This is a genomic window from Pseudomonas sp. VE 267-6A, assembly GCF_024126555.1.
In the GTDB taxonomy this organism is placed as follows: Bacteria; Pseudomonadota; Gammaproteobacteria; order Pseudomonadales; family Pseudomonadaceae; genus Aquipseudomonas; species Aquipseudomonas palmensis.
This window is the reverse complement of record NZ_JAMYBY010000026.1, coordinates 1-25,052: the sequence shown is the minus strand read 5'-3', so window position 1 is coordinate 25,052 and position 25,052 is coordinate 1. Positions and strand designations below refer to the sequence as shown.

The 25,052-nt window shown below is 64.4% G+C and carries 20 protein-coding genes, 3 tRNA genes and 1 pseudogene; 20 read left to right on the top strand and 4 right to left on the bottom strand.

Annotated features, from left to right (window positions below):
• The first annotated feature begins 30 nt into the window (after positions 1–30).
• From leuB to NJH59_RS23815, 16 genes are all read left to right on the top strand, one after another.
• Positions 31–1,113, top strand: coding sequence for a 3-isopropylmalate dehydrogenase (leuB, locus tag NJH59_RS23890; protein WP_043862851.1), 1,083 nt, complete (start codon positions 31–33; stop codon positions 1,111–1,113).
• A 64-nt stretch (positions 1,114–1,177) separates the two neighbouring features.
• Positions 1,178–2,290, top strand: a complete 1,113-nt coding sequence (asd, locus tag NJH59_RS23885; RefSeq protein ID WP_043862850.1) for an aspartate-semialdehyde dehydrogenase — start codon at positions 1,178–1,180, stop codon at positions 2,288–2,290.
• Between the two features lie 148 nt (positions 2,291–2,438).
• On the top strand, positions 2,439–3,449 hold the full coding sequence (locus NJH59_RS23880; RefSeq protein ID WP_043862849.1) for an aspartate-semialdehyde dehydrogenase: 1,011 nt from the start codon (positions 2,439–2,441) through the stop codon (positions 3,447–3,449).
• Positions 3,450–3,624: 175 nt separating this feature from the next.
• Complete coding sequence (locus NJH59_RS23875; protein WP_253087399.1) at positions 3,625–6,501, top strand: FimV/HubP family polar landmark protein; 2,877 nt, start codon at positions 3,625–3,627, stop codon at positions 6,499–6,501.
• 119 nt (positions 6,502–6,620) lie between these two features.
• A complete protein-coding gene (gene truA, locus NJH59_RS23870; RefSeq protein ID WP_054916657.1) occupies positions 6,621–7,466 on the top strand; it encodes a tRNA pseudouridine(38-40) synthase TruA in 846 nt (281 codons plus the stop codon).
• Between the two features lie 38 nt (positions 7,467–7,504).
• Positions 7,505–8,125 (top strand): phosphoribosylanthranilate isomerase, encoded by a 621-nt coding sequence (locus NJH59_RS23865; protein WP_054916652.1) that lies wholly within the window; start codon positions 7,505–7,507, stop codon positions 8,123–8,125.
• Between the two features lie 283 nt (positions 8,126–8,408).
• Positions 8,409–9,329 (top strand): acetyl-CoA carboxylase, carboxyltransferase subunit beta, encoded by a 921-nt coding sequence (gene accD, locus NJH59_RS23860; protein WP_043862846.1) that lies wholly within the window; start codon positions 8,409–8,411, stop codon positions 9,327–9,329.
• Positions 9,326–10,633, top strand: coding sequence for a bifunctional tetrahydrofolate synthase/dihydrofolate synthase (folC, locus tag NJH59_RS23855; protein WP_253087398.1), 1,308 nt, complete (start codon positions 9,326–9,328; stop codon positions 10,631–10,633). The genes accD and folC overlap by 4 nt, the downstream gene beginning before the upstream one ends.
• Positions 10,617–11,261 carry an SPOR domain-containing protein gene (locus NJH59_RS23850; protein WP_058541082.1) on the top strand — a complete coding sequence of 215 codons (645 nt, stop codon included), beginning with the start codon at positions 10,617–10,619 and terminating at the stop codon, positions 11,259–11,261. Before folC ends, NJH59_RS23850 begins: the two co-directional genes overlap by 17 nt.
• 101 nt (positions 11,262–11,362) lie before the next feature.
• Positions 11,363–11,917, top strand: a complete 555-nt coding sequence (locus NJH59_RS23845; protein ID WP_043862843.1) for a CvpA family protein — start codon at positions 11,363–11,365, stop codon at positions 11,915–11,917.
• Positions 11,918–11,958: 41 nt separating this feature from the next.
• Positions 11,959–13,464 (top strand): amidophosphoribosyltransferase, encoded by a 1,506-nt coding sequence (gene purF / locus NJH59_RS23840; protein WP_043862842.1) that lies wholly within the window; start codon positions 11,959–11,961, stop codon positions 13,462–13,464.
• 16 nt (positions 13,465–13,480) lie between these two features.
• Positions 13,481–14,692, top strand: coding sequence for an O-succinylhomoserine sulfhydrylase (locus NJH59_RS23835; RefSeq protein WP_043862841.1), 1,212 nt, complete (start codon positions 13,481–13,483; stop codon positions 14,690–14,692).
• Between the two features lie 11 nt (positions 14,693–14,703).
• A complete protein-coding gene (locus tag NJH59_RS23830; protein WP_167400232.1) occupies positions 14,704–15,462 on the top strand; it encodes an SDR family oxidoreductase in 759 nt (252 codons plus the stop codon).
• Between the two features lie 181 nt (positions 15,463–15,643).
• A tRNA-Val gene (locus NJH59_RS23825) sits at positions 15,644–15,719 on the top strand.
• A gap of 77 nt (positions 15,720–15,796) precedes the next feature.
• A tRNA-Asp gene (locus tag NJH59_RS23820) sits at positions 15,797–15,873 on the top strand.
• A gap of 95 nt (positions 15,874–15,968) precedes the next feature.
• Positions 15,969–16,045 (top strand) — tRNA-Asp (locus NJH59_RS23815).
• Between the two features lie 158 nt (positions 16,046–16,203).
• Here NJH59_RS23815 and NJH59_RS23810 read toward each other — a convergent pair.
• Positions 16,204–18,081, bottom strand: a complete 1,878-nt coding sequence (locus NJH59_RS23810) for a methyl-accepting chemotaxis protein (protein ID WP_213606039.1) — start codon at positions 18,079–18,081, stop codon at positions 16,204–16,206.
• 304 nt (positions 18,082–18,385) lie between these two features.
• Between NJH59_RS23810 and NJH59_RS23805 the strand changes: the two genes are divergently transcribed.
• Positions 18,386–19,264, top strand: a complete 879-nt coding sequence (locus NJH59_RS23805) for a DUF2242 domain-containing protein (protein WP_253087397.1) — start codon at positions 18,386–18,388, stop codon at positions 19,262–19,264.
• A gap of 287 nt (positions 19,265–19,551) precedes the next feature.
• Here the strand turns inward: NJH59_RS23805 and NJH59_RS23800 are convergent, their stop codons facing one another.
• Together NJH59_RS23800 and NJH59_RS23795 are read right to left on the bottom strand one after the other, a co-directional pair.
• The gene (locus tag NJH59_RS23800; protein ID WP_253087396.1) at positions 19,552–20,592 is read right to left on the bottom strand and encodes an AraC family transcriptional regulator; all 1,041 of its coding nucleotides are present in this window, start codon (positions 20,590–20,592) and stop codon (positions 19,552–19,554) included.
• A gap of 3 nt (positions 20,593–20,595) precedes the next feature.
• Entirely contained in the window at positions 20,596–21,717 is a 1,122-nt protein-coding gene (locus NJH59_RS23795; RefSeq protein WP_078479725.1) for a carbon-nitrogen hydrolase family protein, read from the bottom strand.
• Positions 21,718–21,905: 188 nt separating this feature from the next.
• Between NJH59_RS23795 and NJH59_RS23790 the strand changes: the two genes are divergently transcribed.
• The gene (locus NJH59_RS23790; RefSeq protein WP_253087395.1) at positions 21,906–23,042 is read left to right on the top strand and encodes a hypothetical protein; all 1,137 of its coding nucleotides are present in this window, start codon (positions 21,906–21,908) and stop codon (positions 23,040–23,042) included.
• 17 nt (positions 23,043–23,059) lie between these two features.
• Positions 23,060–24,112: a hypothetical protein gene (locus NJH59_RS23785; RefSeq protein ID WP_253087394.1), complete on the top strand. Its 1,053-nt coding sequence runs from the start codon at positions 23,060–23,062 to the stop codon at positions 24,110–24,112.
• 25 nt (positions 24,113–24,137) lie between these two features.
• Here the strand turns inward: NJH59_RS23785 and NJH59_RS23780 are convergent, their stop codons facing one another.
• A complete protein-coding gene (locus NJH59_RS23780; protein ID WP_043862834.1) occupies positions 24,138–24,518 on the bottom strand; it encodes a RidA family protein in 381 nt (126 codons plus the stop codon).
• A 467-nt stretch (positions 24,519–24,985) separates the two neighbouring features.
• On the opposite strand from NJH59_RS23780, the pseudogene NJH59_RS23775 reads away from it, so the two are divergent.
• A pseudogene (locus NJH59_RS23775) lies at positions 24,986–25,052 on the top strand (type VI secretion system tube protein Hcp); the annotation flags it as partial.

Sequence of the window (25,052 nt, the reverse complement as noted above, 5' to 3'; positions counted from 1 at the left end):
GCACCGCTTGAATTGAATGATGAGGAACCCATGAGCAAGCAGATTCTGATTCTCCCAGGTGATGGCATCGGCCCGGAAATCATGGCCGAGGCGGTCAAGGTGCTGGAACTGGCCAACGACAAGTTCCAGCTCGGCTTCAGCCTGGCGCACGATGTGATCGGTGGCGCGGCCATCGACAAGCACGGCGTGCCGCTGGCCGACGAGACCCTGGAACGTGCGCGCCAGGCCGACGCCGTGCTGCTGGGCGCGGTGGGCGGGCCGAAGTGGGACAAGATCGAGCGTGATATCCGCCCTGAGCGCGGCCTGCTGAAAATCCGTTCGCAACTGGGCCTGTTCGCCAACCTGCGTCCGGCCATTCTCTACCCGCAGCTGGCCGATGCGTCCTCGCTCAAGCCAGAAATCGTCGCCGGCCTGGATATCCTGATCGTGCGCGAGCTGACCGGCGGCATCTACTTCGGTGCGCCGCGCGGCACCCGCGAACTGGAAGGCGGCGAGCGCCAGGCCTACGACACCCTGCCGTACAGCGAGAGCGAAATCCGCCGCATCGCCCGTGTCGGTTTCGACATGGCCCGCGTGCGCGGCAAGAAGCTGTGCTCGGTGGACAAGGCCAACGTGCTCGCCTCCAGCCAGCTGTGGCGTGAAATCGTCGAGGACGTGGCCAAGGACTACGCGGATGTCGAGCTCAGCCACATGTACGTCGACAACGCCGCCATGCAACTGGTGCGCGCGCCCAAGCAGTTCGACGTGATGGTCACCGACAACATGTTCGGCGACATCCTGTCGGATGAGGCTTCCATGCTCACCGGTTCCATCGGCATGCTGCCGTCGGCGTCACTGGATGCCAACAACAAGGGCATGTACGAGCCGTGCCACGGTTCGGCCCCGGACATCGCCGGGCAAGGCATCGCCAACCCGCTGGCGACCATCCTGTCGGTATCGATGATGCTGCGTTACAGCTTCAACCAGCAGGCGGCGGCCGAGGCCATCGAACAGGCCGTGAGCCTGGTGCTGGATCAGGGCCTGCGCACCGGCGACATCTGGTCGGCGGGCTGCAGCAAGGTAGGTACGCAGGAAATGGGCGACGCAGTAGTCGCAGCGCTGCGGAATCTGTAATCTCTCGGGCCCGCCGCTGGTTTCTTCCAGGCGGCGGCCCACTTTTAGCGAAGGTGTAGTTGCGATGAAACGTGTAGGTCTGATCGGTTGGCGCGGTATGGTCGGTTCCGTGCTCATGCAGCGGATGCTCGAAGAGCAGGATTTCGATCTGATCGAGCCGGTGTTCTTCACTACCTCCAATGTCGGGGGCCAGGGGCCATCCGTGGGCAAGGACATTGCTCCGCTCAAGGATGCGTACAGCATTGAAGAGCTCAAGACCCTCGATGTGATCCTGACCTGCCAGGGTGGCGACTACACCAACGAGGTGTTCCCCAAGCTGCGCGAAGCCGGCTGGCAGGGTTACTGGATCGATGCCGCTTCCAGCCTGCGCATGCAGGATGACGCGGTCATCGTGCTGGACCCGGTCAACCGCAAGGTCATCGACCAGCAGCTGGACGCCGGCACCAAGAACTACATCGGTGGCAACTGCACCGTCAGCCTGATGCTGATGGGCCTGGGCGGCCTGTTCGAAGCCGGCCTGGTCGAATGGATGAGCGCCATGACCTACCAGGCGGCCTCCGGCGCCGGCGCGCAGAACATGCGCGAGCTGATCAAGCAGATGGGCGCTACCCATGCGGCGGTTGCCGATGACCTGGCCAACCCGGCGGCGGCCATCCTCGACATCGACCGCAAGGTTGCCGAGGCCATGCGCAGCGACGCCTACCCGACCGAGAACTTCGGCGTGCCGCTGGCCGGCAGCCTGATCCCGTGGATCGACAAGGAGCTGCCCAACGGGCAGAGCCGTGAAGAGTGGAAGGCCCAGGCCGAGACCAACAAGATCCTGGGTCGTTTCAAGAACCCGATCCCGGTCGACGGCATCTGCGTGCGCATCGGTGCCATGCGTTGCCACAGCCAGGCGCTGACCATCAAGCTGAACAAGGACGTGCCGATCGCCGACATCGAAGGCATGATCAGCCAGCACAACCCCTGGGTGAAGCTGGTGCCGAACCAGCGCGAGATCAGCATGCAGGAGCTGAGCCCGACCAACGTCACCGGCACGCTGAACATCCCGGTAGGGCGTCTGCGCAAGCTGAACATGGGGTCGCAGTACCTGGGCGCCTTCACCGTGGGCGACCAGCTGCTGTGGGGCGCGGCCGAGCCGCTGCGTCGCATGCTGCGGATCCTGCTGGAGCGTTGATCGCTGCTGCGCGCTAGAACAGGCCCCCTCGTCTTGCGACGCAGGGGGCTTTTTTGTGGTGGCCTGATGCCTTTGCCGGCACCGGGTGGTCTCGCTGCGGCAATCCGAGTAAAGTGCCGCTCCCCCCGTTCTGCCAGAGGCACTGTCCATGACCCAGACCTACGATATCGCCGTGATCGGCGCCACCGGCACCGTCGGCGAGACCCTGGTGCAAATCCTCGAGGAGCGCGATTTTCCCCTGGGCACCCTGCACCTGCTGGCCAGCAACGAGTCGGCGGGCAGCTCGGTGAACTACCGTGGCAAGAACCTGCGCGTGCGCGAAGTCGATGCCTTCGACTTCAGCCAGGTCAAGCTGGCGTTCTTCGCCGCAGGCCCTGCGGTTACCCGCAGTTTCGCCGCCAAGGCGCGTGCCGCCGGGTGTGCGGTGATCGATCTGTCCGGCGCGCTGTCGGCCGAACAGGTGGCAGCAGTGGTGCCCGAGGCCAATCCACAGGCCATCGACAGTCAGAGCCTGCCCGTGCAACTGGTCAGCCCGAGCGCTGCCGCGGTTGCCCTGGCGGTGGTGCTGGCCCCGCTCAAGCACCTGCTGGAACTGGAACGGGTCAACGTGACGGCGTGCATGGCAGTGTCGGCCCAGGGCCGCGAGGCGGTGGGCGAACTGGCCCGGCAAACTGCCGAGTTGCTCAATGCGCGTCCGCTGGAGCCGCGCTTCTTCGATCGCCAGGTGGCGTTCAACCTGCTGGCCCAGGTGGGCACCAGCGACAGCGAGGGCCATGGCGCCCTGGAGCGTCGCCTGGTGAGTGAGCTGCGCGAGTTGCTTGGCCTGCCTTCGCTGAAGATTTCCGTGACCTGTGTTCAAGTCCCGGTGTTTTTCGGCGATAGCTACACTGTGGCCGTGCACAGTCGCAAGGCGGTCGATCTGGCGGCGGTGAACGCCGTGCTGGAGCACGCCGACAGTGTCGAACTGGTGGAGGCGGGTGACTACCCGACCCCGGTCGGTGATGCGGTGGCCCAGGATGTGGTGTATGTCGGGCGGGTGCGTGGCGGTGTCGACGAGGCCGAACAGCTCAATCTCTGGCTGACCACCGACAACGTGCGCAAAGGCGCGGCGTTGAACGCCGTACAGCTGGCGGAGTTGTTGATAAAACACCTTGCGTAAAAGATACTTGGCGACGATTTGCACATTGTTTCTGAAATACTGGAAGTGAGCGGCCGTCACGCGCTTGCGGGGCACCTTGCCAACATGATCCGGTGGTCATGCCAGTCAAATGCCTCACGGCGGTTTTTCACTTTCTTCTCGGTAGCCGGGGAAGGTTCATACAAAGGATGAGGTCATGCTTCGAATTCGCAAACTGGTGTTAGCAATAGCCGCGGCATCGGCGCTGTCCTCGGGTATGGCGCATGCGCTGGGGCTGGGCGAGCTGACCCTCAAGTCGGGGCAGAACCAGCCGCTGGATGCCGAGATCGAATTGCTCGATGTGCGTGATCTCACCCCCGCCGAAGTGGTGCCCAGCCTGGCGCCGGCCGAAGAGTTCAGCAAGGCCGGGGTCGAACGCCAGGCGTACCTCAACGACCTGACCTTCACCCCGGTGATCAACCCCAGTGGCAAGAGCGTGCTGCGGGTGACCTCCAGCCAGCCGCTGCCGGCCCCTATGGTCAAGTTCCTGGTGCAGGTGATGTGGCCCCAGGGCCGCCTGCTGCGCGACTACAGCGTACTGATCGACGCCTCCAAATTCTCTCCCGAAGCGGCCCAGGCGGCTTCGGGCGTCACCCCAGCGGTGACCGCGTCCGCCCGCCACACCACCGTGCGTCGCGACACCTTGTGGCAGATTGCCGCCAAGGCGCGCCAGGGTGGATCGGTGCAGCAGACCATGCTGGCGATCCAGGCGCTCAACCCCGATGCCTTCTACAACGGCAACATCAACCAGCTCAAGGTTGGCCAGGTACTGCGCCTGCCCGACCAGCAGCAGATCGCCGCCATCCCCCAGGGCCAGGCCGTCAAGGAAGTGGCCGAGCAGTATGCGGCCTGGCGTGAGGGGCGCCGTCTGGGCCCGCGTGCGCGCCAGCTCGACGCCACCCGGCGTGACGCGGCCGGCGCCGCCCCGGCGCGTATCGCCCAGCAGGACAACCTCAAGCTGGTGGCACCCGGCGGCAAAGGTGCGGCTGGCGACAGCAAGGCCCTGGCCGACAAGCTGGCGATGGCCGAAGAGAGCCTCGACACCACCCGGCGTGACAACGCCGAGCTGAAAAGCCGTGTGGCGGATCTGCAGAGCCAGCTGGACAAGCTGCAGCGCCTGATCGAACTGAAGAACGACCAGCTGGCGCGCCTGGAAGCCCAGAGCGCCGCGCCGGCGAGCGTGCCTGCGCCCGAGCAGCCGGCGATCGATGCCCAGTTGCAGCAGGCGGTACCGAGCGAAGCGGTGGTGTCCCCGGCGCCGGCTGCCGTGGATACCGCGCCGGTGGCCGAAACGCCGCCGGCTGCCGTTACCCCGAGCGATTCGGACAAGATGCTCGACGACCTGCTGGGCAACAGCTGGCTGCTGGCGCTGATCGCAGGTTCAGCCTTGCTGGTGCTGTTGTTGCTTCTGCTGCTGTTGGCGCGCAAGCGTCGTGCCCAGCAGGAGGCTGAAAAGCACATGCGCATGGCGCGAGCCCTGGCCGAGGAAAGCGACCTGGGCCTGGGGCCGGACATGGATCTGCCGCAAAGCAGTTTCGAGGGCCTGGAGGTCTCCGCGCCGAGCGTGACCCTGGCGCCGGGTGTGGTGGCGGCCTCCGCTGCAGCGGCTGCGGCTGCCGAGGTAGCACCCGCCTACGACAGGCTGGACCCGGAGTCCGAGCTGGAGCTGGAGCCGGAATTCGAGCCCAAGCCGGCCCCCGTGGTCGAGCCCGCGCCCGAGCCGGTAGAGGTTCCGTCTCCGGCCCCGGCTGCGGTGGTGGCACCGGCCGTCATCGCGGCTGCCGTGCAGGCACCGGCCGAGGACGCCCCCGCGCCAAATGACGATGCCCTGCTGGCGGAAGTCGACCTGAGCATTGCCCGCGGTCGTCTGAACCATGCCGCCGAGCTGCTGGAGCCTGCGGTGGAGCAGGCCCCCGAGCGCGCCGACCTGCGCCTGAAGCTGATGGAAGTCTATGCCCGCCAGGGCGACCGTGACGCCTTTGTCGGCCACGAGCGCCAACTGGTTGCCAATGGTCAGAACCACGCCGGTGTCGAATCGCTCAAGCAGCGTTACCCGGCCATGCTCGGCGTGGCCGCAGCGGGCGTCAGCGCTGCGGCCCTGGCCGCCGAGCTGGATGCCCAGTATGTGCAGGACCTGCTGCAGGACGACCCGCAGCCCGAGCCGGAAATCGAGTTGCCGGGCGAAGACGACCTGGACAGCGCCTTCGACCTGAGCCTGGATGACCTGGAGGGGTTGGAAGGCCTTGAAGACCTCGAAGGTCTCGAGGGCCTGGCAGACCTGCAGATCGATGATCCGCAGGCCCCGCAGGCCACGCCGCCTGCCGATATCGCGGCGCTCGACGACCTCGATTTCGATACCCTGCTGCAAGAGCAGGCCCAGGCCCAGGCCCAGGCCGAGACGCCAGCGCCGCACGTGCCCGACGTGCAGGAGCAGGTAGTGACTGAAGTGCCGGCCGAGACACCCGCCGAGGTGCCTGCCGAGCCGATGCCCGAACCTGCACCGGTCGAGCCCGAGCCAATTCTGGATGACCTGTCCGACTTCGACCTCGACATGGGCGCCGACCTTGCGCCACCGGCGCCTGAAGCTGCACCCGCCGCTACGCCTGAAGCGCCACTGGATATCGAGGCCCAGTTGGCGGCGTTCGATGACTCGCTGGGGTTGGACGACAGCTTCCCGGACCTGGCCGATGATTTCGACCTGTCCCTGGCCGACGAGCCGGACCCGCTGGACGCCAGCTTTGCCGCCGAGCTGGACGACGTCAACGCCGAGCTCGACAAGCTCTCGCAGAACCTCGAGCAGCCTTCCATCGCGCCGCACTTCACCGCCGAAGACGCCTCCGACCTGATGCTCGACGAGCCGGAGTTCGACTACCTCTCCGGTACCGACGAAGCCGCCACCAAGCTCGATCTGGCACGTGCCTACATCGACATGGGCGACAACGACGGCGCCCGCGAGATACTCGACGAAGTGATGAAGGAAGGTACCGAGACCCAGCGCAAGGAAGCCATCGAACTGCGTTCGCAGATGAGCTGAACGCCCACCTGAAAGGCCAACGGCAGCCCTCGTGGCTGCCGTTGTCGTTATAATCCGCGCCATTGCGTAAACCGACAGGCTGTATCCCCTTGGAAATCATCGATAACGCCGCAGCCGAAATGGCCGCCGAAGGCTTTTTCAGAATCGCGCTGGGCGTGGAATACAAAGGCACCCGCTACCGTGGCTGGCAACGCCAGGCCAGTGGCGTGCCGAGCGTGCAGCAGACCCTCGAGGAGGCGCTGTCGAAGGTCGCCGACTCGCCAGTGTCGCTGCAGTGCGCCGGGCGTACCGATGCCGGCGTGCATGCCAGCGGCCAGGTGGTGCATTTCGACACGCGGGCGGTGCGCAGCATGAAGGCCTGGACCATGGGCGCCAACATCAACCTGCCGCATGACGTCAGCGTATCGTGGGCCAGGCAGATGCCGGCGCACTTTCACGCGCGCTTCAAGGCCATTGCCCGGCGCTACCGCTACGTGATCTACAACGACCAGATCCGCCCGGCGCACCTGGGCGACCAGGTCACCTGGAATCACCGCCCACTCGATGCCGGGCGCATGGCCGAAGCCGCAGCCTACCTGGTGGGCACCCATGACTTCAGCGCCTACCGCGCCGGCCAGTGCCAGGCCAAGTCGCCGATCAAGCAGATCCATCACCTGCGGGTGAGCCGGCATGGGCGCATGATCGTGCTGGATATCCGTGCCAGCGCCTTCCTGCACCACATGGTGCGCAACATTGCCGGCGTGCTGATGACCATCGGCGCCGGCGAGCGTCCGCCCGAGTGGGCCAGGGAAGTGCTCGAAAGCCGCGTGCGTCGTACCGGCGGGGTGACCGCGCACCCGTTCGGGCTGTACCTGGTGCAGGTGGAATACCATGACGAGTTCGAACTGCCCGAGCGTTTCATCGGGCCACATTTCCTTACGGGTTACGAGTCGTTGACGGCTGACGGCCCGCAAGGCATTTGCTAACATCCGGAGCTTTCCGGTTCAGCTGAGGTTCACAGGCCATGTCCGCCGTTCGCAGCAAGATCTGCGGGATTACCCGCATCGAGGATGCGCTGGCCGCGGCCGAGGCGGGCGCCGACGCCATCGGGCTGGTGTTCTACGCCAGAAGTCCGCGCGCGGTGAACGTGCAGCAGGCGCGGGCGATCATCGCTGCACTGCCGCCCTTCGTCACCACCGTGGGCCTGTTCGTCAACGCCAGCCGCTGTGAGCTAAACGAGATCCTCGACGCCGTGCCGCTGGACCTGCTGCAGTTTCATGGCGACGAAACTCCGGCCGACTGCGACGGCTACCACCGTCCCTGGATCAAGGCCCTGCGGGTTCGCCCCGGGGATGACCTGGAGGCCGGCTGCCAGCAGTACGCCAAGGCCAGCGGCATCCTCCTCGACACTTTCGTGGCCGGCGTTCCGGGCGGAACCGGCGAGGCGTTCGACTGGTCCCTGATACCCGAGCACCTGAGCAAGCCGATCATCCTGGCTGGCGGCCTCTCGGCCGACAATGTCGGGGCGGCCATCGCCCAGGTGCGTCCTTACGCAGTGGACGTCAGTGGTGGGGTGGAGCAGGCCAAGGGCATCAAGGACCCGGCCCGCATCGAGGCGTTCATGCGCGCGGTGCGCCAGGCGTGAGGGGCGGGCGAATGCTCGATGTGACGGCTGGCGGTGCGCCATCGTCCATAGCTTTCGCAGCCCGTTGCTGCCGGATCGCGCCCACGGGCCGATCGAAATTACCGGGTGGCGCCACCGGCGTCGCCTTTACAGGTTGACGATGAAGCTGGGGCAGGGTGGTACCGCGCTGAACGCGCACCGCCGGCCACGTTTCATCATCGCGTCATACACGAATTGAGCTCAAGGGCATACGCGTGACCCGGCAACTTTTGCCTGCCGGTCGCCGCTACTGGAGAAAGAAAGCATGAGCAACTGGTTGGTAGACAAACTGATCCCTTCGATCATGCGTTCCGAGGTGAAGAAGAGCTCGGTACCCGAAGGGCTGTGGCACAAATGCCCGTCCTGCGAGGCCGTGCTGTATCGTCCGGAGCTGGAAAAGACCCTGGATGTGTGCCCCAAGTGCAATCACCACATGCGCATCGGCGCACGTGCACGCATCGACATCTTCCTCGACGCCGAAGGCCGCAATGAGCTGGGTGCCGACCTGGAGCCGGTCGACCGCCTGAAGTTCCGCGACGGCAAGAAGTACAAGGACCGCCTGGTTGCTGCGCAGAAGCAGACCGGCGAAAAGGACGCCCTGGTTTCCATGAGCGGTACCCTGCTGGGCATGCCGGTGGTGGTCAGTGCGTTCGAGTTCTCCTTCATGGGCGGTTCGATGGGTGCCATCGTCGGCGAGCGTTTCGTGCGTGCCGCCAACTATGCCCTGGAAAACCGTTGTCCGATGGTCTGCTTCTCGGCCTCGGGCGGCGCGCGCATGCAGGAAGCGCTGATCTCGCTGATGCAGATGGCCAAGACCTCCGCCGTGCTGGCGCGCCTGCGCGAAGAAGGCATTCCGTTCATCTCGGTTCTCACCGACCCTGTTTACGGCGGCGTTTCGGCCAGCCTGGCAATGCTCGGCGACGTGATCGTGGGCGAGCCCAAGGCGCTGATCGGCTTTGCCGGCCCTCGGGTTATCGAACAGACCGTGCGCGAAAAACTGCCTGAAGGCTTCCAGCGCAGCGAGTTCCTGCTGGAGCACGGTGCTATCGACATGATCATCGCCCGATCCGAACTGCGCCCGCGCCTGGGCAATCTGCTGGCGCAGATGATGGGCCTGCCGACGCCGAAGTTCGTCGCCCCCGTGATCGAGCCGATCGTGGTACCACCGGTGCCTGCCAACGTATGACCCAGCGCACCCTGGGCGAGTGGCTCGCCTACCTCGAGCAGTTGCACCCGTCGACAATCGACATGGGCCTGGAGCGTTCGCGGCAGGTCGCAACGCACCTCGGGCTGGGCCAGCCCGCGCCTCGGGTGATTACCGTTACCGGCACCAATGGCAAGGGCTCTACCTGTGCCTTCGTGGCCAGCCTGCTGCACGCCCAGGGCCTGAAGGTCGGTGTCTACAGCTCGCCGCACCTGCTGCGCTACAACGAGCGGGTGCAGATCGACGGCCAGCAGGCCAGCGATGCGCAGCTGTGCCAGGCATTCGCCGCCGTCGAAGCGGCGCGTGGCGAGACCTCCCTGACCTACTTCGAGGCCGGTACCCTGGCGGCGTTCTGGCTGTTCCAGCAGTCGGCGCTGGACGCCGTGGTGCTTGAAGTGGGCCTGGGCGGGCGGCTCGACACCGTCAACCTGGTGGACGCCGACCTTGCCGTGGTCACCAGTATCGGTGTCGACCATTGCGATTTCCTTGGCGATACCCGTGAGTCGGTGGCCTTCGAGAAGGCCGGGATTTTCCGTGCCGGCAAGCCGGCGCTGTGTGGCGACCTCGACCCGCCGCAGCCGCTGCTGGACAAGGCACGCGAACTAGGCTGCCGGTTCCTGCTGCGCGGACGCGACTTCGACCTGTCCAGCACCGACCAGTACTGGCAGTGGCGGGGGTTGGATGCGCACGGCAATGCCGTCGAGCTGCACGACCTGCCGTTGCTCGATCTGCCCATGGAAAACGCGGCGCTGGCGTTGCAGACCTACCTGCTGACCGGCCTGCCCTGGAATGCCGCGCAGATCGCCCAGGCACTGCGCGACACCCGTATCGTCGGGCGCCTCGACCGTCGCCAGTTCATCTGGCAGGGCAAGCACCTGAGCATTCTGCTCGACGTCGGCCATAATCCACATGCGGCCCAGTACCTCGCTCAGCGCCTGGCTTCGCGCCCGGTGGCCGGCAGGCGCCTGGCGGTGTTCGGCCTGCTGGCCGACAAGGACCTGGCCGGGGTGATCGAACCGCTGCATGCGCAAGTGGCCCACTGGGCGGTTGCGCCACTGGACACCGCCCGCAGCCGGCCTGCAAGCGAGTTGCAGGCCGCGTTGCAGAACCTTGGCGCCGACGTGAAGTCGTATGCAAGCGTCGCCGACGCCCTTGACGGGCAGTGTGCGCAAGCGACGGCAGGCGACCAGATCCTGCTGTTCGGATCATTTTTCTGTGTCGGCGAGGCCCTGCAGTGGCTGAGCCGGCAGACCATGGAGGACGGGGCAAATGGCGTTGCTGGATAAAGTCGTCAAGCAGCGGATGGTGGGCGCGCTGGTGCTGGTGGCACTGGCGGTGATCTTCCTGCCGATGCTGTTCACCCGTGAGGACGAGCTGCGCCAGGTGCATGTCGAGGCGCCCGCCGCCCCGGCTGTGCCGGCCTTGCCGCAGGTGCAGGTGGAACCGGTGGAGGTGCCCGAGCCGCAGGTGATCCAGGATGAGGCGCTCACCGCCCAGGAACCCAGCGCACCGAGCACGCCCATTGCCCCGGCACCGGTGGTGACTGCACCCACCCCAGCGCCCGCCGCGCCGGTGGCGGAGGCCAAGCCGGCCACGCCTGCGCCGGTCAGCAAGCCTGCGGCGGCCCCGGCCAAGCCGGTTGCCAGTGCACCTGCCAAGGTCGATGGCAATGGCCTGCCGGTGAGCTGGTCGGTGCAACTGGCCAGCCTGTCCAACCGCGCCAATGCCGAGAACCTGCAGAAAACCCTGCGTAGCCAGGGCTACAACGCCTATATTCGCTCGGCCGAAGGTACCAACCGGGTGTTCGTCGGGCCGCTGATCGAGCGTGCCGAAGCCGAGCGCCTGCGCGATGTGATCAACCGCCAGCAGAACCTCAAGGGTTTTGTGGTGCGCTTCCAGCCCGAACGTAGCTGACCCTCCCCGCCGTCCGGCCGCCGCCGGACGGCAAATCACCGCTTACCGATAGCCCACCGCTCTGGTAAAATGCGCCGCCTTATCCGTTTGCAGGCAGCACTGTGGCATTTACCTGGGTCGACTGGGCGATTCTCGCGATCATCGCCGTTTCTTCGCTGATCAGTCTCAAGCGCGGTTTCGTCAAGGAAGCCTTGTCGCTGCTTACCTGGATCATCGCCGGTGCGGTCGCCTGGATGTTCGGTGGCGGTATCTCGCAGTACCTTGAAGGCTACATCCAGACGCCGTCGGCGCGGGTGATAGCCGGATGTGCCATTCTTTTCGTCGCCACCTTGCTGGTGGGGGCAATGATCAATTTTCTGATCGGCGAGCTGATTCGCGTCACCGGGTTGTCCGGGACCGATCGCTTCCTGGGCATGGCGTTCGGCGCCGCTCGCGGGGCCCTGCTCGTCGTGGTGGCGGTCGGGCTGCTGAGCCTGGGGCCGGTACAACAGGACCCGTGGTGGCAGGAGTCTCGCCTGCTGCCACAATTTCTATTGGTGGCTGACTGGTCGAAAAACCTCATTCTGGGGCTGACCAGCCAGTGGCTAGCCAGCGGAATCAGCGCACCGGCTGATCTCCCGTTTCAAGAACAGTTGCTTGGGCCCAAAGCGCCCTGAGTGCTGATCCGTCAAGTTTCATAATGTAGGGGTTGCGTCGCATGTGTGGCATCGTCGGTATCGTCGGTAAGTCGAACGTCAATCAGGCGCTGTATGACGCGCTAACCGTGCTCCAGCACCGCGGCCAGGATGCTGCCGGTATCGTTACAAGCCATGATGGCCGACTATTCCTGCGCAAGGACAACGGCCTGGTACGTGACGTGTTCCAGCAGCGTCACATGCAGCGTCTGGTGGGCCACATGGGCATCGGTCATGTGCGCTACCCGACTGCGGGCAGCTCGACCTCGGCCGAGGCCCAGCCGTTCTACGTCAACTCGCCGTATGGCATCACCCTGGCGCACAACGGCAACCTGACCAATGTGGAGCAACTGGCCAAGGAGATCTACGAGTCCGACCTGCGCCACGTCAACACCAACTCCGACTCCGAAGTGCTGCTCAACGTATTCGCCCATGAGCTGGCGGTGCGCGGCAAGCTGCAACCGACCGAGGAAGACGTGTTCGCCGCCGTGACCGACGTGCACAACCGTTGCGTGGGTGGCTACGCGGTGGTGGCGATGATCACCGGCTACGGCATCGTCGGCTTCCGCGATCCGAACGGCATCCGCCCGATCGTGTTCGGCCAGCGTCACACCGACGAAGGCGTCGAATACATGATCGCCTCCGAAAGCGTCTCGCTGGACGTGCTCGGCTTCACCCTGATCCGCGACCTGGCGCCGGGCGAAGCGGTGTACATCACCGAAGAAGGCAAGCTGCACACCCGCCAGTGCGCCATCGCGCCCAAGCTTTCCCCCTGCATCTTCGAGCACGTTTACCTGGCCCGCCCGGATTCGATCATCGACGGTGTGTCGGTGTACAAGGCGCGCCTGCGCATGGGCGAGAAGCTTGCCGAGAAGATCCTGCGCGAGCGTCCCGAGCACGACATCGACGTGGTCATCCCGATTCCCGACACCAGCCGTACCGCGGCGCTGGAACTGGCCAACCACCTGGGCGTGAAGTTCCGTGAAGGCTTCGTCAAGAACCGCTACATCGGCCGTACCTTCATCATGCCCGGCCAGGCCGCGCGCAAGAAGTCGGTACGCCAGAAGCTCAATGCCATCGAGCTGGAGTTCCGCGGCAAGAACGTGATGCTGGTCGACGACTCGATCGTGCGCGGCACCACCTGCAAGCAGATCATCCAGATGGCCCGCGAAGCCGGCGCGAAGAACGTTTACTTCTGCTCCGCCGCGCCAGCGGTGCGTTTCCCCAACGTCTACGGCATCGACATGCCGAGCGCTCATGAACTGATCGCGCACAACCGCAGCACCCAGGACGTGGCCGAACTGATCGGCGCCGACTGGCTGGTCTACCAGGACCTGCCGGACCTGATCGAGGCTGTAGGTGGTGGCAAGATCAAGATCGAGCATTTCGATTGCGCGGTATTCGATGGCCAGTACGTGACTGGCGACATCGACGCCGCCTACCTGGACAAGATCGAGCAGGCGCGCAATGACGCCTCCAAGGTCAAGAACCAGGCGGTCAGCGCGATCATCGACCTTTACAACAACTGACAAGGGGAGCAACGGCATGACACAGCAATGGGATGCCGGGCGCCTGGACAGCGACCTCGACGGGGTCGCTTTCGATACGCTGGCGGTACGCGCCGGCCAGCATCGCACGCCGGAAGGTGAGCACAGCGACCCGCTGTTCTTCACTTCCAGCTACGTGTTCCGTACGGCGGCCGACGCCGCTGCGCGGTTCGCCGGCGAGGTTCCAGGCAACGTCTATTCGCGCTACACCAACCCGACCGTAAGGGCCTTCGAGGAGCGCATCGCCGCCCTGGAAGGCGCCGAGCAGGCGGTCGCCACCTCCACAGGCATGTCCGCGATCCTGTCGCTGGTGATGGCCTTGTGCAGCGCTGGCGACCATGTGCTGGTCTCGCAGAGCGTGTTCGGTTCGACCATCAGCCTGTTCGAGAAGTACTTCAAGCGCTTCGGCGTGCAGGTCGACTACGTGCCGCTGGCCAACCTGGCTGGCTGGGAACAGGCGATCAAGCCCAATACCAGGCTGCTGTTCGTCGAGTCGCCGTCCAATCCACTGGCCGAGCTGGTGGACATCGGCGCGCTGGCCGAGATCGCCCATGCCCGGGGCGCGCTGCTGGTGGTGGACAATTGCTTCAGCACTCCGGCCCTGCAACAGCCATTGAAGCTGGGCGCGGACATCGTCATGCATTCGGCGACCAAGTTCATCGACGGCCAGGGCCGCTGCATGGGCGGCGTGGTCGCCGGGCGCAACGAGCACATGAAGGAAGTGGTGGGCTTTCTGCGTACTGCGGGGCCGACGCTGAGCCCGTTCAACGCCTGGGTGTTCCTCAAGGGCCTGGAAACGCTGAACCTGCGCATGCGCGCCCACTGCGCCAATGCCCAGGCCCTGGCCGAGTGGCTGGAGCAGCAGGACGGTGTCGAGAAGGTGCATTACGCGGGCCTGCCAAGCCACCCGCAGCACGAGCTGGCCAAGCGCCAGATGCGCGGCTTCGGTGCGGTGGTGAGCTTCGAGGTCAAGGGTGGCAAGGAGGGCGCATGGCGCTTCATCGACGCCACGCGGCTGATTTCGATCACCGCCAACCTGGGTGACAGCAAGACCACCATCACCCACCCGGCCACCACCTCCCACGGCCGTCTGGCGCCGCAGGAGCGTGAGGCCGCCGGGATTCGCGACAGCCTGATCAGGGTTGCCGTGGGCCTGGAAGACGTGGGCGACCTGCAGGCCGACCTGGCGCGCGGTCTGGCGGCGCTGTGATCGACTGGTCGGTGAGCGAGAGCAGCCACAACGGGCGTGTGGCGCTGGTAACCGGCGCTGCACGCGGGATCGGCTTGGGCATCGCGGCCTGGCTGATCAGCGAGGGCTGGCAAGTGGTGCTCACCGACCTGGATCGGGCCCGTGGCGCGAAGGTGGCCAAGGTGCTCGGTGACAACGCCTGGTTCGTCGGCATGGACGTGGCCGACGAGGCCCAGGTGACGGTGGGCGTGGCCGAGGTGCTGGGGCAGTTCGGACGCCTGGATGCGCTGGTGTGCAACGCGGCGATTGCCGACCCGCACAATACCACCCTCGAAAGCCTCAGCCTGAACCACTGGAACCGCGTGCTGGCGGTCAACCTGGGTGGCCCGATGCTGCTGGCCAAGCACTGTGCGCCTTACCTGCGCGCGCATTGCGGTGCCATCGTCAACCTGGTGTCCACCCGTGCGGCACAGTCCGAACCCGATACCGAGGCCTATGCTGCGAGCAAGGGCGGGCTGCTGGCCCTGACCCACGCACTGGCCATGAGCCTGGGCCCGGAGATCCGCGTCAACGCTGTCAGCCCTGGCTGGATCGATGCGCGGGACCCTTCGCTGCGCCGTGCCGAGCCCTTGAGCGAGGCCGACCATGCGCAGCACCCGGCGGGCAGGGTAGGGACCGTGGAAGATGTGGCGGCGATGGTGGCATGGCTGTTGTCGCGCAACGCGGGTTTTGTCACCGGCCAGGAGTTCGTGGTGGACGGTGGCATGACCAAGAAGATGATTTACACGTAAGCGGCAGGCTTCACGCGACACGCTGCAAGAACCTGTGCAATCGGCTTTTGATTCTGCTTTTACTTGCAGCTTGTTGCTTGAAGCCTGCAGCTGTTTTTTTACGAAAGTGAAAAAAACTTCAACACTGGTATTGACTTAGGTTCGATACCTGCGTAAATTTCACCACCTCAGCGAAGCACACGGGTGATTAGCTCAGCCGGGAGAGCATCTGCCTTACAAGCAGAGGGTCGGCGGTTCGATCCCGTCATCACCCACCACTTCCTGAGATGTTCCTGGCCCGACACTTTCGAAAGACGGTGTTACCAGAGAGGAACAGGACGCAAGTCCACTATGCGCAGCGGTAGTTCAGTCGGTTAGAATACCGGCCTGTCACGCCGGGGGTCGCGGGTTCGAGTCCCGTCCGCTGCGCCACTTTTCTCCAGATCGGTTCAACAACCGGTTTGAGGTCCGAAGCCAAGGCTTCAGGCCAGATCCCAGTTTCAAACAGGTGAAAGCCTGTGCGATACGCAGCGGTAGTTCAGTCGGTTAGAATACCGGCCTGTCACGCCGGGGGTCGCGGGTTCGAGTCCCGTCCGCTGCGCCATATCCGCCTCGAGGCCCTTGAACTCCTCGAAGCAACAAAAAAAGCGACCTTAGGGTCGCTTTTTTTGTGCCTGCAGAAAAGCCTGGCCGCCAAGGCTGGCACCTGCTGGCGACGTACTGCCTGCAGGTGCCGGCCTTGCTGGCGAAAGAATATGCCCCTCAGACCTTGAAGCGCGAAAGCAGCCCTTGCAGCTCAGTGCCCAGGCGCGCCAGCTCTGCCGCCGAGGTGGCAGTGTGCGCCGAGGCGGTGGACGTCTGTTCGGCCACATCACGCACACTGATCACGCTGCGACCGATCTCTTCGGCTACCGCGCTCTGCTGTTCGGCGGCGGTCGCGATCTGCACGTTCATGGCCTGGATGTGCGTGACCGTGTGTGTGATGGCCTGCAGCTCCACGCCTGCCTCATTGGCCAGCCCGACTGTCGTACCGACCATGCCCTGGCTGGTGTGCATGCGTTCTGCAGCCCTCTGCGCACCCTGCTGCAATGACCCGATCAATGTCTCGATCTCTGCGGTGGACTGCTGGGTGCGTTGGGCCAGCCCGCGCACCTCATCGGCCACCACGGCGAAGCCACGCCCGGCCTCGCCGGCACGTGCCGCCTCAATGGCGGCGTTGAGCGCCAGCAGGTTGGTCTGCTCGGCGATGGCATTGATCACCGTCATCACACTGCCGATGCGTTCGCTCTCTTCGGACAACCTGCCGACGGCGTCGGCGGAGGTGCCGATGTCGTCGGCCAACTGGTCGATCTGGGTCAGTGCGCGCTGTACCACCAGATTGCCCTGGCTGGCCTGGCTGTTGGCCTGGCGGGTGGCGGTACTGGCCTGCTCGGCATTGCGCGCCACTTCCTGCACCGTGGCTACCATTTCGCTCATGGCCGTGGCGACCTGGTCGGTCTCCAGTTTCTGGCTGTCGACGCCGGCACGGGTCTGTTCGGTGATGGCCGAGAGCTGCTCGGCCGCCGCTGACAACTGAGCGGTAACGGTGCCCACCTGGCCCAGCACACCGCGCAGGTTGTCGCCGCTTTGGGAGAGGGCTTGGAGCAACTGGCCAAACTCGTCACGGCGCAGCTCGCTGCTGTTATCCCTCAGGTCGCCGGCACCGATACGACGCGCGATCACTACGGCCTGCTGCAACGGCTGGGTGATCTGGCGGATGATCACCCAGCCGATCGCACCGCCCAGCAGCATGGCGCCAACCAGCAGCCCGAGCATCAATGCACGGCTGTGGCTGGATTCGTCGACGCTGAGCTGATTCTGGCGTGCGATCAGCGTATTGATCGCTTCCAGGCTGGTTTCGATATTGCTCACCAGCACTGTACGGCTGCGGGCCTGCTGCTCGACATCGCGGGCAAAGCGCTCGGCCAGTTGCAGGTACTGGTCCAGGTCGGAGGGCAGTCTACCCAGTTGCGGGTGACCGCTGCCCAGGCGCTTCACGCTGTCATTGGCGCGTGTGTGGGCCTCACGCACCGTGTCCAGGCGTTTGGTGCTGCCCTCGCGCATCATGGCCAGGCTGTTCTGGCGCAGGTCGCTCAGGGCGTCGTTGAGGGTGGCAAGGTCGCGACGGACGTTGCCGGCGTCGTCCTGGTACAGCGCCTGGGTCAGCGTACGGACATCGTTCTGCAGGCTGCTGCCCAGGCGCTCGGAATCGGCCTGGATGCGGCCTATGTCCTGCTGGGCGGTTTGCAGCTGGCGAAACTGCTGCATGTAGCCCTGCATGTTTTCCAGCACGTGTTGCAACTGCTGCCTGGACACTGCGTCGTCCAGGCGCTGGAGGTTCTCCTCGATCAGCGCCACCAGGGTGCTGTAAGAGGTGTTCAATTGCGCCGCAAGGTTTTCATCGCCGTGGTGTTCATACGACAGGCGCGCGGCGCGAATGTCGTTGGTGTGGTCGAGCACGTGATTGACCGACACCAGCCGATCGGCACGGGTGGTCAGGGTGTTGAGGCTGCGAATGCCGATCACGGCGAGGAGCGCCATCAGCAGCACGATACTCGCGAAACCGAGGGCCAGCTTCACTTTCACCGATATGTTTTTCACCTTGAATGCTCCTGGGTCGATGGTCAGTGGCTGACGTAGTGGCGTATTGCCATTTTCTGTCGCATGCCGGGCCAGTATCGATGGGCTCAAGGTGTAGCGGGGAGTCAGACATTTCCCGGTATGACGTGGGAAAGCTGGTTAAATAGTGAACGAAAAAAATCGCGACCAATGGTTCAGGACGGCTGTGTAGTGCAGGCACAGCCGCTGTGCAGGTGAAATTTAGTGCCGGATCGCCCGGTTGCGGTTTCAGTCATCTGCGGATGTGATGCACAATAGGCGCCGACCGTTTTTCGCAGGATTTTCAATGTCAAAGTCAACCGTCTTCACTGCGCTCGGGCTGGCCCTTGTGCTGTCGGGCGTTGCCGGCTGTTCCTCGAAGAAAGCCGCCATCTACGAACACGAGAACTTCGACGACTCGGGCACCTTCTCGCGCAGCTTTCCGGTCAGCGAAGCAGGTACCTGCGAGGCTGCCCGGCGCGCGCTGCTCAGCCAGGGCTACATCATCACCACCAGCGAACCGGGCCAGGTCAATGGCAACAAGAGCTTCCAGCAGACGGGCGACTCGCACCTGCAGATCAGCTTCAACGTGGTCTGTGCCAACGACACCGGTTCCGGTCAGCGCTCGACCATGTTCGCCAATGCCCTGCAGGACCGTTATGCGCTGAAAAAATCCAACACTTCGGCCAGCCTCGGGGTGGGTGTGCTGGGGTCGGTGTCGATGCCGATCGGCTCGTCGGACGACTCCATGGTCAAAGTGGCCAGCGAAACGGTGACCTCGCCCAAGTTCTACGAGCGCTACTTTGCGTTGGTCGAGAGTTTCCTGCCCAAGCCGAGCAAGAAGGCCAAGGTCGAGCCCAAGGCCGAACCCGCCAAGCCGGCTCTCGACCTGGGAGTGCCCGAACCTGCGCCTGCTGCGCCAAGCGCTCCGGCCGTCGAGGCCGCGCCGGCGCAGGCTCCGGCCCCTGCGGCACCTGCCGAGGTCGCAGCGCCGGTGGTGGCGGTACCGGCAGCGCAAGCGCCGGCTGCACCGCTGGTCGACGACAGCAAGAGCTCGCAGCCTGTGGCGCCGCCCCAGGATGCGGCGCCGATCACGGTCGAACAGACTGCACCGCCCACCGAGCCTGCCGCCGCACCGGCGCAGCCTCCAGCGGCCCCGACGCCCGACGCGCCTGCGCCGCTGTGACGCATCGGATAAATCATCGATTGCCTGCTACGTTTATCTCAATGGGCTGAGCGCTTGTAATTTTCGCTGGCTTGCCAGCGAAGGGCGAGCCACCTTGCGCCAGCCTGTCACGTCACGGTCATTTTTTCTTCACCTGGGCACTTTAGGGTGAAGCACGACTCAATGACATGATCGAGAAAACCAAGGAGCAGGCAATGGACGACTATCAAGAAGAACTGCTGGAATACCGCGCATTCGAACTCGACCCGCCAGAGCCGGCCGAAGACGCTACCGAGCTCTGATCGGGCTTATGCGCCCCGCCGCTGGCTGCGGCGAAAGTCCCCCGGCGTCACGCCGTTCCAGCGCTTGAATGCGCGCTGGAAGGCCTCTGCCGACGCAAACCCCAGCAGGTAGGCTATTTCGCCAAAGGCCAGCTCCGTGTCGCGGATATAGGTCACAGCCAGATCGCGGCGCGTGTCGTTCAGAATCGCCCGAAACTGCGTGCCTTCCTCGGCCAGCTTGCGCCGTAAGGTCCACGTGGGCAGTTGCAACTGCGCCGCCACTTCACCCAGGTCCGGTTCACGTCCGCCGTTGAGCAATGGCCCCAGCAGATGGGCGATACGCTCAGCCAGGCTGCGCATGCGCGTGCGCTCCGCCAGTTCCTGCTCGCATAGCTGCAACAGGTGCTGCCAGGTGCTGGGGCAATGGGCCGGGTTGCGCAGCGCCAGGCTGGCGCGGTCCAGGCGCAACTGATTATGTGTGGCCCCGAACTGCACCGGGCTGCTGCACAGGCTCTGGTAACGGTCGGCATAGGCGGGTGCGCAAAACTCGATCTCCATGCGCTCCGCCTGCACTGCCACCCCCACCAGCCCCGACAGTTGTGCCAGCCAGCCGGCCAGTACCGAGTCGACCACGAAGCGGTTGTAGTCGTTGTACGGGCTGATCGAATAGAAGCGCAGCCAGGCGCCCTGATTGTCCTCATGGAGGCTGGACTGGCCACGGTAGTTGGCGGCGTACAGCGGCTCGAAACGCACCAGCGTACGCGCGGCCTCGCCCAGGGTAGGGGCCTGGGCGGCGGCTACACCGGCCAGGCCGGCCTGGTTCAGGCGGCTCAGGCGGCCCATGTGCAAGCCCAGCGCCGGTTCGTTGCTGAGTGCAATGGCGGCATGCCCCAGGTGCATGTAGCGCGGAATCGACAGGCGCGCACCGGCTTCGGCCAGCCGTGCAGGCACAAGCCCGTAGCGTTGCAGAAGGGGGGCCGGATCATGCCCCAGTTGCTGCAGCGCCTGCGCAAGGCTCTGGATGAACCCCACCGACAGATCCCCCAGGCGTACCCGTGGTCGGTTCATCGGTTACAGCCAGAGGTTGAGCAGGCGCGCGCCGGGATGACTGCTGGCACTGACGTAGTGCCCGTCGCGGCTGGTGAAGCCCAGGCCGTCGCCGGCAATTTCCCAGAACTGGCCGCGCAGGAACACGCTCAGCAGGGCAGTATCGGCGCTTTGGCCGTGGCCGATCAGGCGCTGCCAGGCCTGGCCTTCCTCGACCTGGCCGGCCTTGAGCGGCAGGCTCACGGCCATCGGCTGGTGGCGGTTGCCGCGCCAGGGGGCGGTCCAGCTGTCTCGGCCGCTGATGAAGGCGGGTACCGCGATCAGTTGTGCCGACTGCGCGGCCAGTTGCTGGTAGTTGGCCGGGTACCAGCTGTCGCTGCCCACCAATACGCCGAGGCGGCCTGCGGGTGTATCGAATACTTGCAGCGGATAGGCATCGCCGCTGCGGATGAAGCGGCGCACTTCACTGTCGGGGTATTGCTGGCGTTGCGGCTGGCCGATCACCTTGCCGTCGCTGGCGAATACCACGCCGTTGTTGTACAGCGCGCCGCTGCCACTGTGAAGGATGCCTTGCTCTGCATACGGCGTGGGCAGCACGATGGAACCGGCCACCAGGGTCACGCCGAACTCCCTGGCCAGGCCGCCGAACAGTTGCTGGTAGTCGGCTGCCATCTGCGTGGCCTTCATGCGCAGGTGCGCATCGGCGCGGCGGTCGTCGCCCTCGGCGTTGAACATCGCCAGCCCGTAGCGCAGCGGGTTGCTCAGCTCCAGCCATTGCCAGGCCTCCTGCAGGCGGGTGACCTGGTACAGCTCTTTCTTTTCGCCGCGGGCCCACAGCCAGGTGCCGATATGCTCGGGCAGCACCACGATCGTGCGCGGGCCGACCAGGCCCTGGGTGCGAGCGTGTTCAAGGTAGGCGGCGAGCTTGCGGTGCAGCAGGGCCAGGTTCTGGTAGTCGCCCGGATACAGCAGTGGCTCGATGCCCAGCAGATTGCCCTTGTCGGCGGGCACGCCCTGGTTCAGCGCCACTTCAACGCGAAGGTCGGACAGGTAGTGGCCGGCCGGGCGTTGTTCGGTCCACAGGCCATAGCCCAGGAGCATGGCAGTCAGAACAAGCGCCAGGGCGCCAAGCAGAAGTTTTCGCATGGAATCAGATGTATGTCCGCAGTTGCGTCGAGGGTACTGGAAACAGGGGGTTGGTGAAACATATCCTGCTCGTACTGGGCCCTGAGTCGAAGCATAGGACTGCTGCAGGCGTCTTAAATACTGGCGCACTTGCTATTTGCCATGGCGGATCTATCGTCGTTGTTACAGCCTTCCAAAGGATTGGCATCATGACGATACGGCTGGTCAGACTGCTGGTCATGGGCGGGGCCGCGCTGCTCGCATCCTGTGCGCTGTTCAACCCTTATGTGCAGAGTATCGCGCCTGAAACAAAGACTGCCACTGGCTCGCAACTGGCCAGCAAGATCCGCATGGAGCTCCAGGGCAAGACCAACGGATTGGCCTACTGGCAGTCGGGATCGTCATTGGCGCTGGCAGGTGCGCTGGGTCTTGGGGGCTACAAGGCCGTCACTGCAGGCAACGGTCACCAGGTGGCAGCGCTTGCGGCTGGCAGTGCATCGCTCTATGGTTTTTCCGCTGCGCAGTACAAACCCACCAGAGAGCAGCTTTATCACCGTGGCGTGCAAGCGGTGATGTGTGTCGAGTCGATATACGAGCGGGCCAGCCTGGAGGAGGGTAACGAGCTGATAAGGCGCATCGCCCAGCTGAAGGCTGGCTCTGGAGCCGTGTCGATTACCAATGCCTACTCGTTGTATGGCGCGATTTCCAGGGCGAAGGCATTCGACAGGGTGTACAAGGAGAAACTGGTCGAAATCGTCGCGGCGCTCAATAACTACCTGGCTGCATTGCAGCCTGCCCCTGAGGTGACGTACCGGATCATCTCCGACGCGATCGGGTCACGGCCGGTTCCCCCGCCGGACGGCACGAAGAACGCGTGGTCAGCCGGCCTGGCGCCTATTTCCATCAATGGACGTTTCAATGCCCAGCAGCAGCTCCAGGCGGCCTTGCTGGCCGATGAGGCCAATGAATGGATTGCGCGCATCTACACCACTGTACCGGGCTTTGACAGTGATGCTCCCGGTTGCAACCCGTTTCAGGGGCAAGTGCCCTCGATCAAAGGGCTGCCATCCGGATCCACACTGGACATGGTGGCAGGCGGGCAGGAGCGCTTTCTGATCCTGAACTCCTCCGGCGACCTGCGCATCACCTACGCAACCCAGGACTCAGCCGATCAGGGCGCTGCCGAAATCAGGGTGATTACTGAAAACAGAAGCTACTGGGTGGAGGTCAAGGCGCTCAGGCAGACCCGGAAACCGCTGAAGGCCTATCTGACGGATAGCCAGAAGGGCGAAGTCACCATCGACTTCTACATCAGTATCTCCGCCGCTCCTGCGGCTGGTCCTTGAGCTGGGGGGGATCGAGAATGTCTGGCCCAACGGTACTGTCCGGGCTTGCTGCGGGCTTTCTGCTCGCCGCGTCAATGGCTTCAGGCGCCGAGGATTGCGGTACGCCTGGCACACTGACCAGCAGCAAGGGTGATTCCCGAGTGTTGGTGACGCGAGTGTTCAAGGATGGCTCGATCGCCGTGCGTGCGCGGCTGGCAGTGAATCCGGATGGTGGCAAGGGCGCCTACACCGTTGGCGATCATGGGTTCACCTATATCGCCAACGGCCTTTCGATCATGCGCAAAGGTGTCCGCTATCGATGCGACCTTGATTGCCGAAACGCTTTTCTGAAGGCGGAACTCAAAGGGTTTGCCGAGCACACGCCCGAGTTCTGCGTGTATGCCATGGAAGTCGAGCCCTTTGCGCCAGGGCAGGCCAGAACATCCTGCGGCAATGGGCGCTACCTCATCGGAAATGGCAAGGGCCGCCTGCGCAAGGGGCCGCTGCTTGACACCGTGAGCGGCGCCACGGTGCAGAGCTATGTTTCCACCACCTCATTGCGCCACAAGGTGGATGGCCAGGTGCAGCCTCTGGACTCCGAGTCACTGCCCATAGCGGTGGCCGCCAAGGCGAGCATGCTGGGATCGATCGTCTGGGTCGCAGGCAAGGGCCTGAACGGCACGTTCGCGCTTGTGGGCGAAAGCGGGCCGGCTTTTGGCGAAGGCTCAATCGCGCTGCACCAGTTGTTGCACACCAATGCAATCACCGCGCAGGCATCCGGCCCTATCCCTGTGGGGCAGCGCTGCAGCGCTGTCGAGTCAGGCCTGACGCCCCCTTTTCGGTCCTCCCCGGACAAACCAGGGGACGGCTGCCGGAAAGGGCGAGCAGCCAGCAGCGCCAGCGATATCCGTGCCTACAACGGTATCAGCGAGCCAGTCGATTTCGTCGTGCTTGGCCAGGCCGGATTTTCCCGCAAAGGCGGGTTGATCGAGCAGACGGTGACTCGGCAGTCGATCGATGAGGCGGCTGCACGAGCCGGCTATACCCAGCAGCGTATCCGTCAGATGCTGGCCTGCCTGCCGCGGTCCTGAGCCAGGCGACCGCCTACGGCTGGTCTCAGCCCTTGGCCGCCATGGCCGTCACTTCCACGCGCATGCCTTCGACCGCAAGGGCGGCCACGCCAACTGCGGCCCGCACTGGCCATGGCTTGGCGAAAAAGCGCTGGTACACCGCATTGAAGGCGGCGCGGTCGGCCATGTCGGTGAGGTAGATGGTCAGGTGCATGACCCTGTCCATCGAGCTGCCGGCGCGCTCCAGTGCCACCTTCAGGGCTTGCAGGGTGCATTCGCTCTGCAGGGTGATGTCGCCCAGTTCCAGGCTGCCGTCGGCCCGGGTCGGGATCTGGGTGGAGACCAGCACGCCGCCGAAACCGACAACGTCGGAGGAGATGGAGTCGGCATCGAGATCGGGAACGAAGGTGAGGTCGTGGTTGGCCATGGGCAGCTCTCGTTTGAGGGGGGACAAGTTGGCCGACAGTTTACAGGGTCATGGCGCATGAGGTGCGATGGCGAGCGCATTCAGTCGTCAGTGAGTGGGTGCCTGTCGGCGACGATCGATCGGTCAGTCGACGCTCGTTTTGCCTCTTGAAATGCTCGCGGCCGATTTCCCCAACTGCGCAACTTCTTGCGCACTCAAATGTGGATAACCCTGTGCATACATTGCTGCGGGCCATAATAAACGTGGTCTGCAGCCAACTGCGCAACTTCTTGCACAGTACTGCGCAAGAAGTTGCGCACTTTTTCGGGTTTTCTCGCACAAAAGTGCTCAAAAAACGTACAGCAAAAACACAAGCCACTGATTAATAACAACTAAATTTCAGTTGGCACGGGTCTTGAACTGTCTCCTTGCAGTCGCACGGCATTTTTCGCCTGTTCGGCTTCACTTTCTGCAAGGAGCAAACCCCCATGGCAACACCTGCCTACATGTCCGTCACCGGCACCAAACAAGGCCTGATCACCGCCGGTGCCTTCA

Bases quoted from the DNA above. Each gene is read 5' to 3' on its own strand.
- leuB (WP_043862851.1), top strand. From the start codon at position 31: ATGAGCAAGCAGATTCTGATTCTCCCAGGTGATGGCATCGGCCCGGAA.
- asd (WP_043862850.1), top strand. From the start codon at position 1,178: ATGAAACGTGTAGGTCTGATCGGTTGGCGCGGTATGGTCGGTTCCGTG.
- NJH59_RS23880 (WP_043862849.1), top strand. From the start codon at position 2,439: ATGACCCAGACCTACGATATCGCCGTGATCGGCGCCACCGGCACCGTC.
- NJH59_RS23875 (WP_253087399.1), top strand. From the start codon at position 3,625: ATGCTTCGAATTCGCAAACTGGTGTTAGCAATAGCCGCGGCATCGGCG.
- truA (WP_054916657.1), top strand. From the start codon at position 6,621: ATGGCCGCCGAAGGCTTTTTCAGAATCGCGCTGGGCGTGGAATACAAA.
- NJH59_RS23865 (WP_054916652.1), top strand. From the start codon at position 7,505: ATGTCCGCCGTTCGCAGCAAGATCTGCGGGATTACCCGCATCGAGGAT.
- accD (WP_043862846.1), top strand. From the start codon at position 8,409: ATGAGCAACTGGTTGGTAGACAAACTGATCCCTTCGATCATGCGTTCC.
- folC (WP_253087398.1), top strand. From the start codon at position 9,326: ATGACCCAGCGCACCCTGGGCGAGTGGCTCGCCTACCTCGAGCAGTTG.
- NJH59_RS23850 (WP_058541082.1), top strand. From the start codon at position 10,617: ATGGCGTTGCTGGATAAAGTCGTCAAGCAGCGGATGGTGGGCGCGCTG.
- purF (WP_043862842.1), top strand. From the start codon at position 11,959: ATGTGTGGCATCGTCGGTATCGTCGGTAAGTCGAACGTCAATCAGGCG.
- NJH59_RS23835 (WP_043862841.1), top strand. From the start codon at position 13,481: ATGACACAGCAATGGGATGCCGGGCGCCTGGACAGCGACCTCGACGGG.
- NJH59_RS23805 (WP_253087397.1), top strand. From the start codon at position 18,386: ATGTCAAAGTCAACCGTCTTCACTGCGCTCGGGCTGGCCCTTGTGCTG.
- NJH59_RS23800 (WP_253087396.1), bottom strand. From the start codon at position 20,592: ATGAACCGACCACGGGTACGCCTGGGGGATCTGTCGGTGGGGTTCATC.
- NJH59_RS23795 (WP_078479725.1), bottom strand. From the start codon at position 21,717: ATGCGAAAACTTCTGCTTGGCGCCCTGGCGCTTGTTCTGACTGCCATG.
- NJH59_RS23790 (WP_253087395.1), top strand. From the start codon at position 21,906: ATGACGATACGGCTGGTCAGACTGCTGGTCATGGGCGGGGCCGCGCTG.
- NJH59_RS23785 (WP_253087394.1), top strand. From the start codon at position 23,060: ATGTCTGGCCCAACGGTACTGTCCGGGCTTGCTGCGGGCTTTCTGCTC.
- NJH59_RS23780 (WP_043862834.1), bottom strand. From the start codon at position 24,518: ATGGCCAACCACGACCTCACCTTCGTTCCCGATCTCGATGCCGACTCC.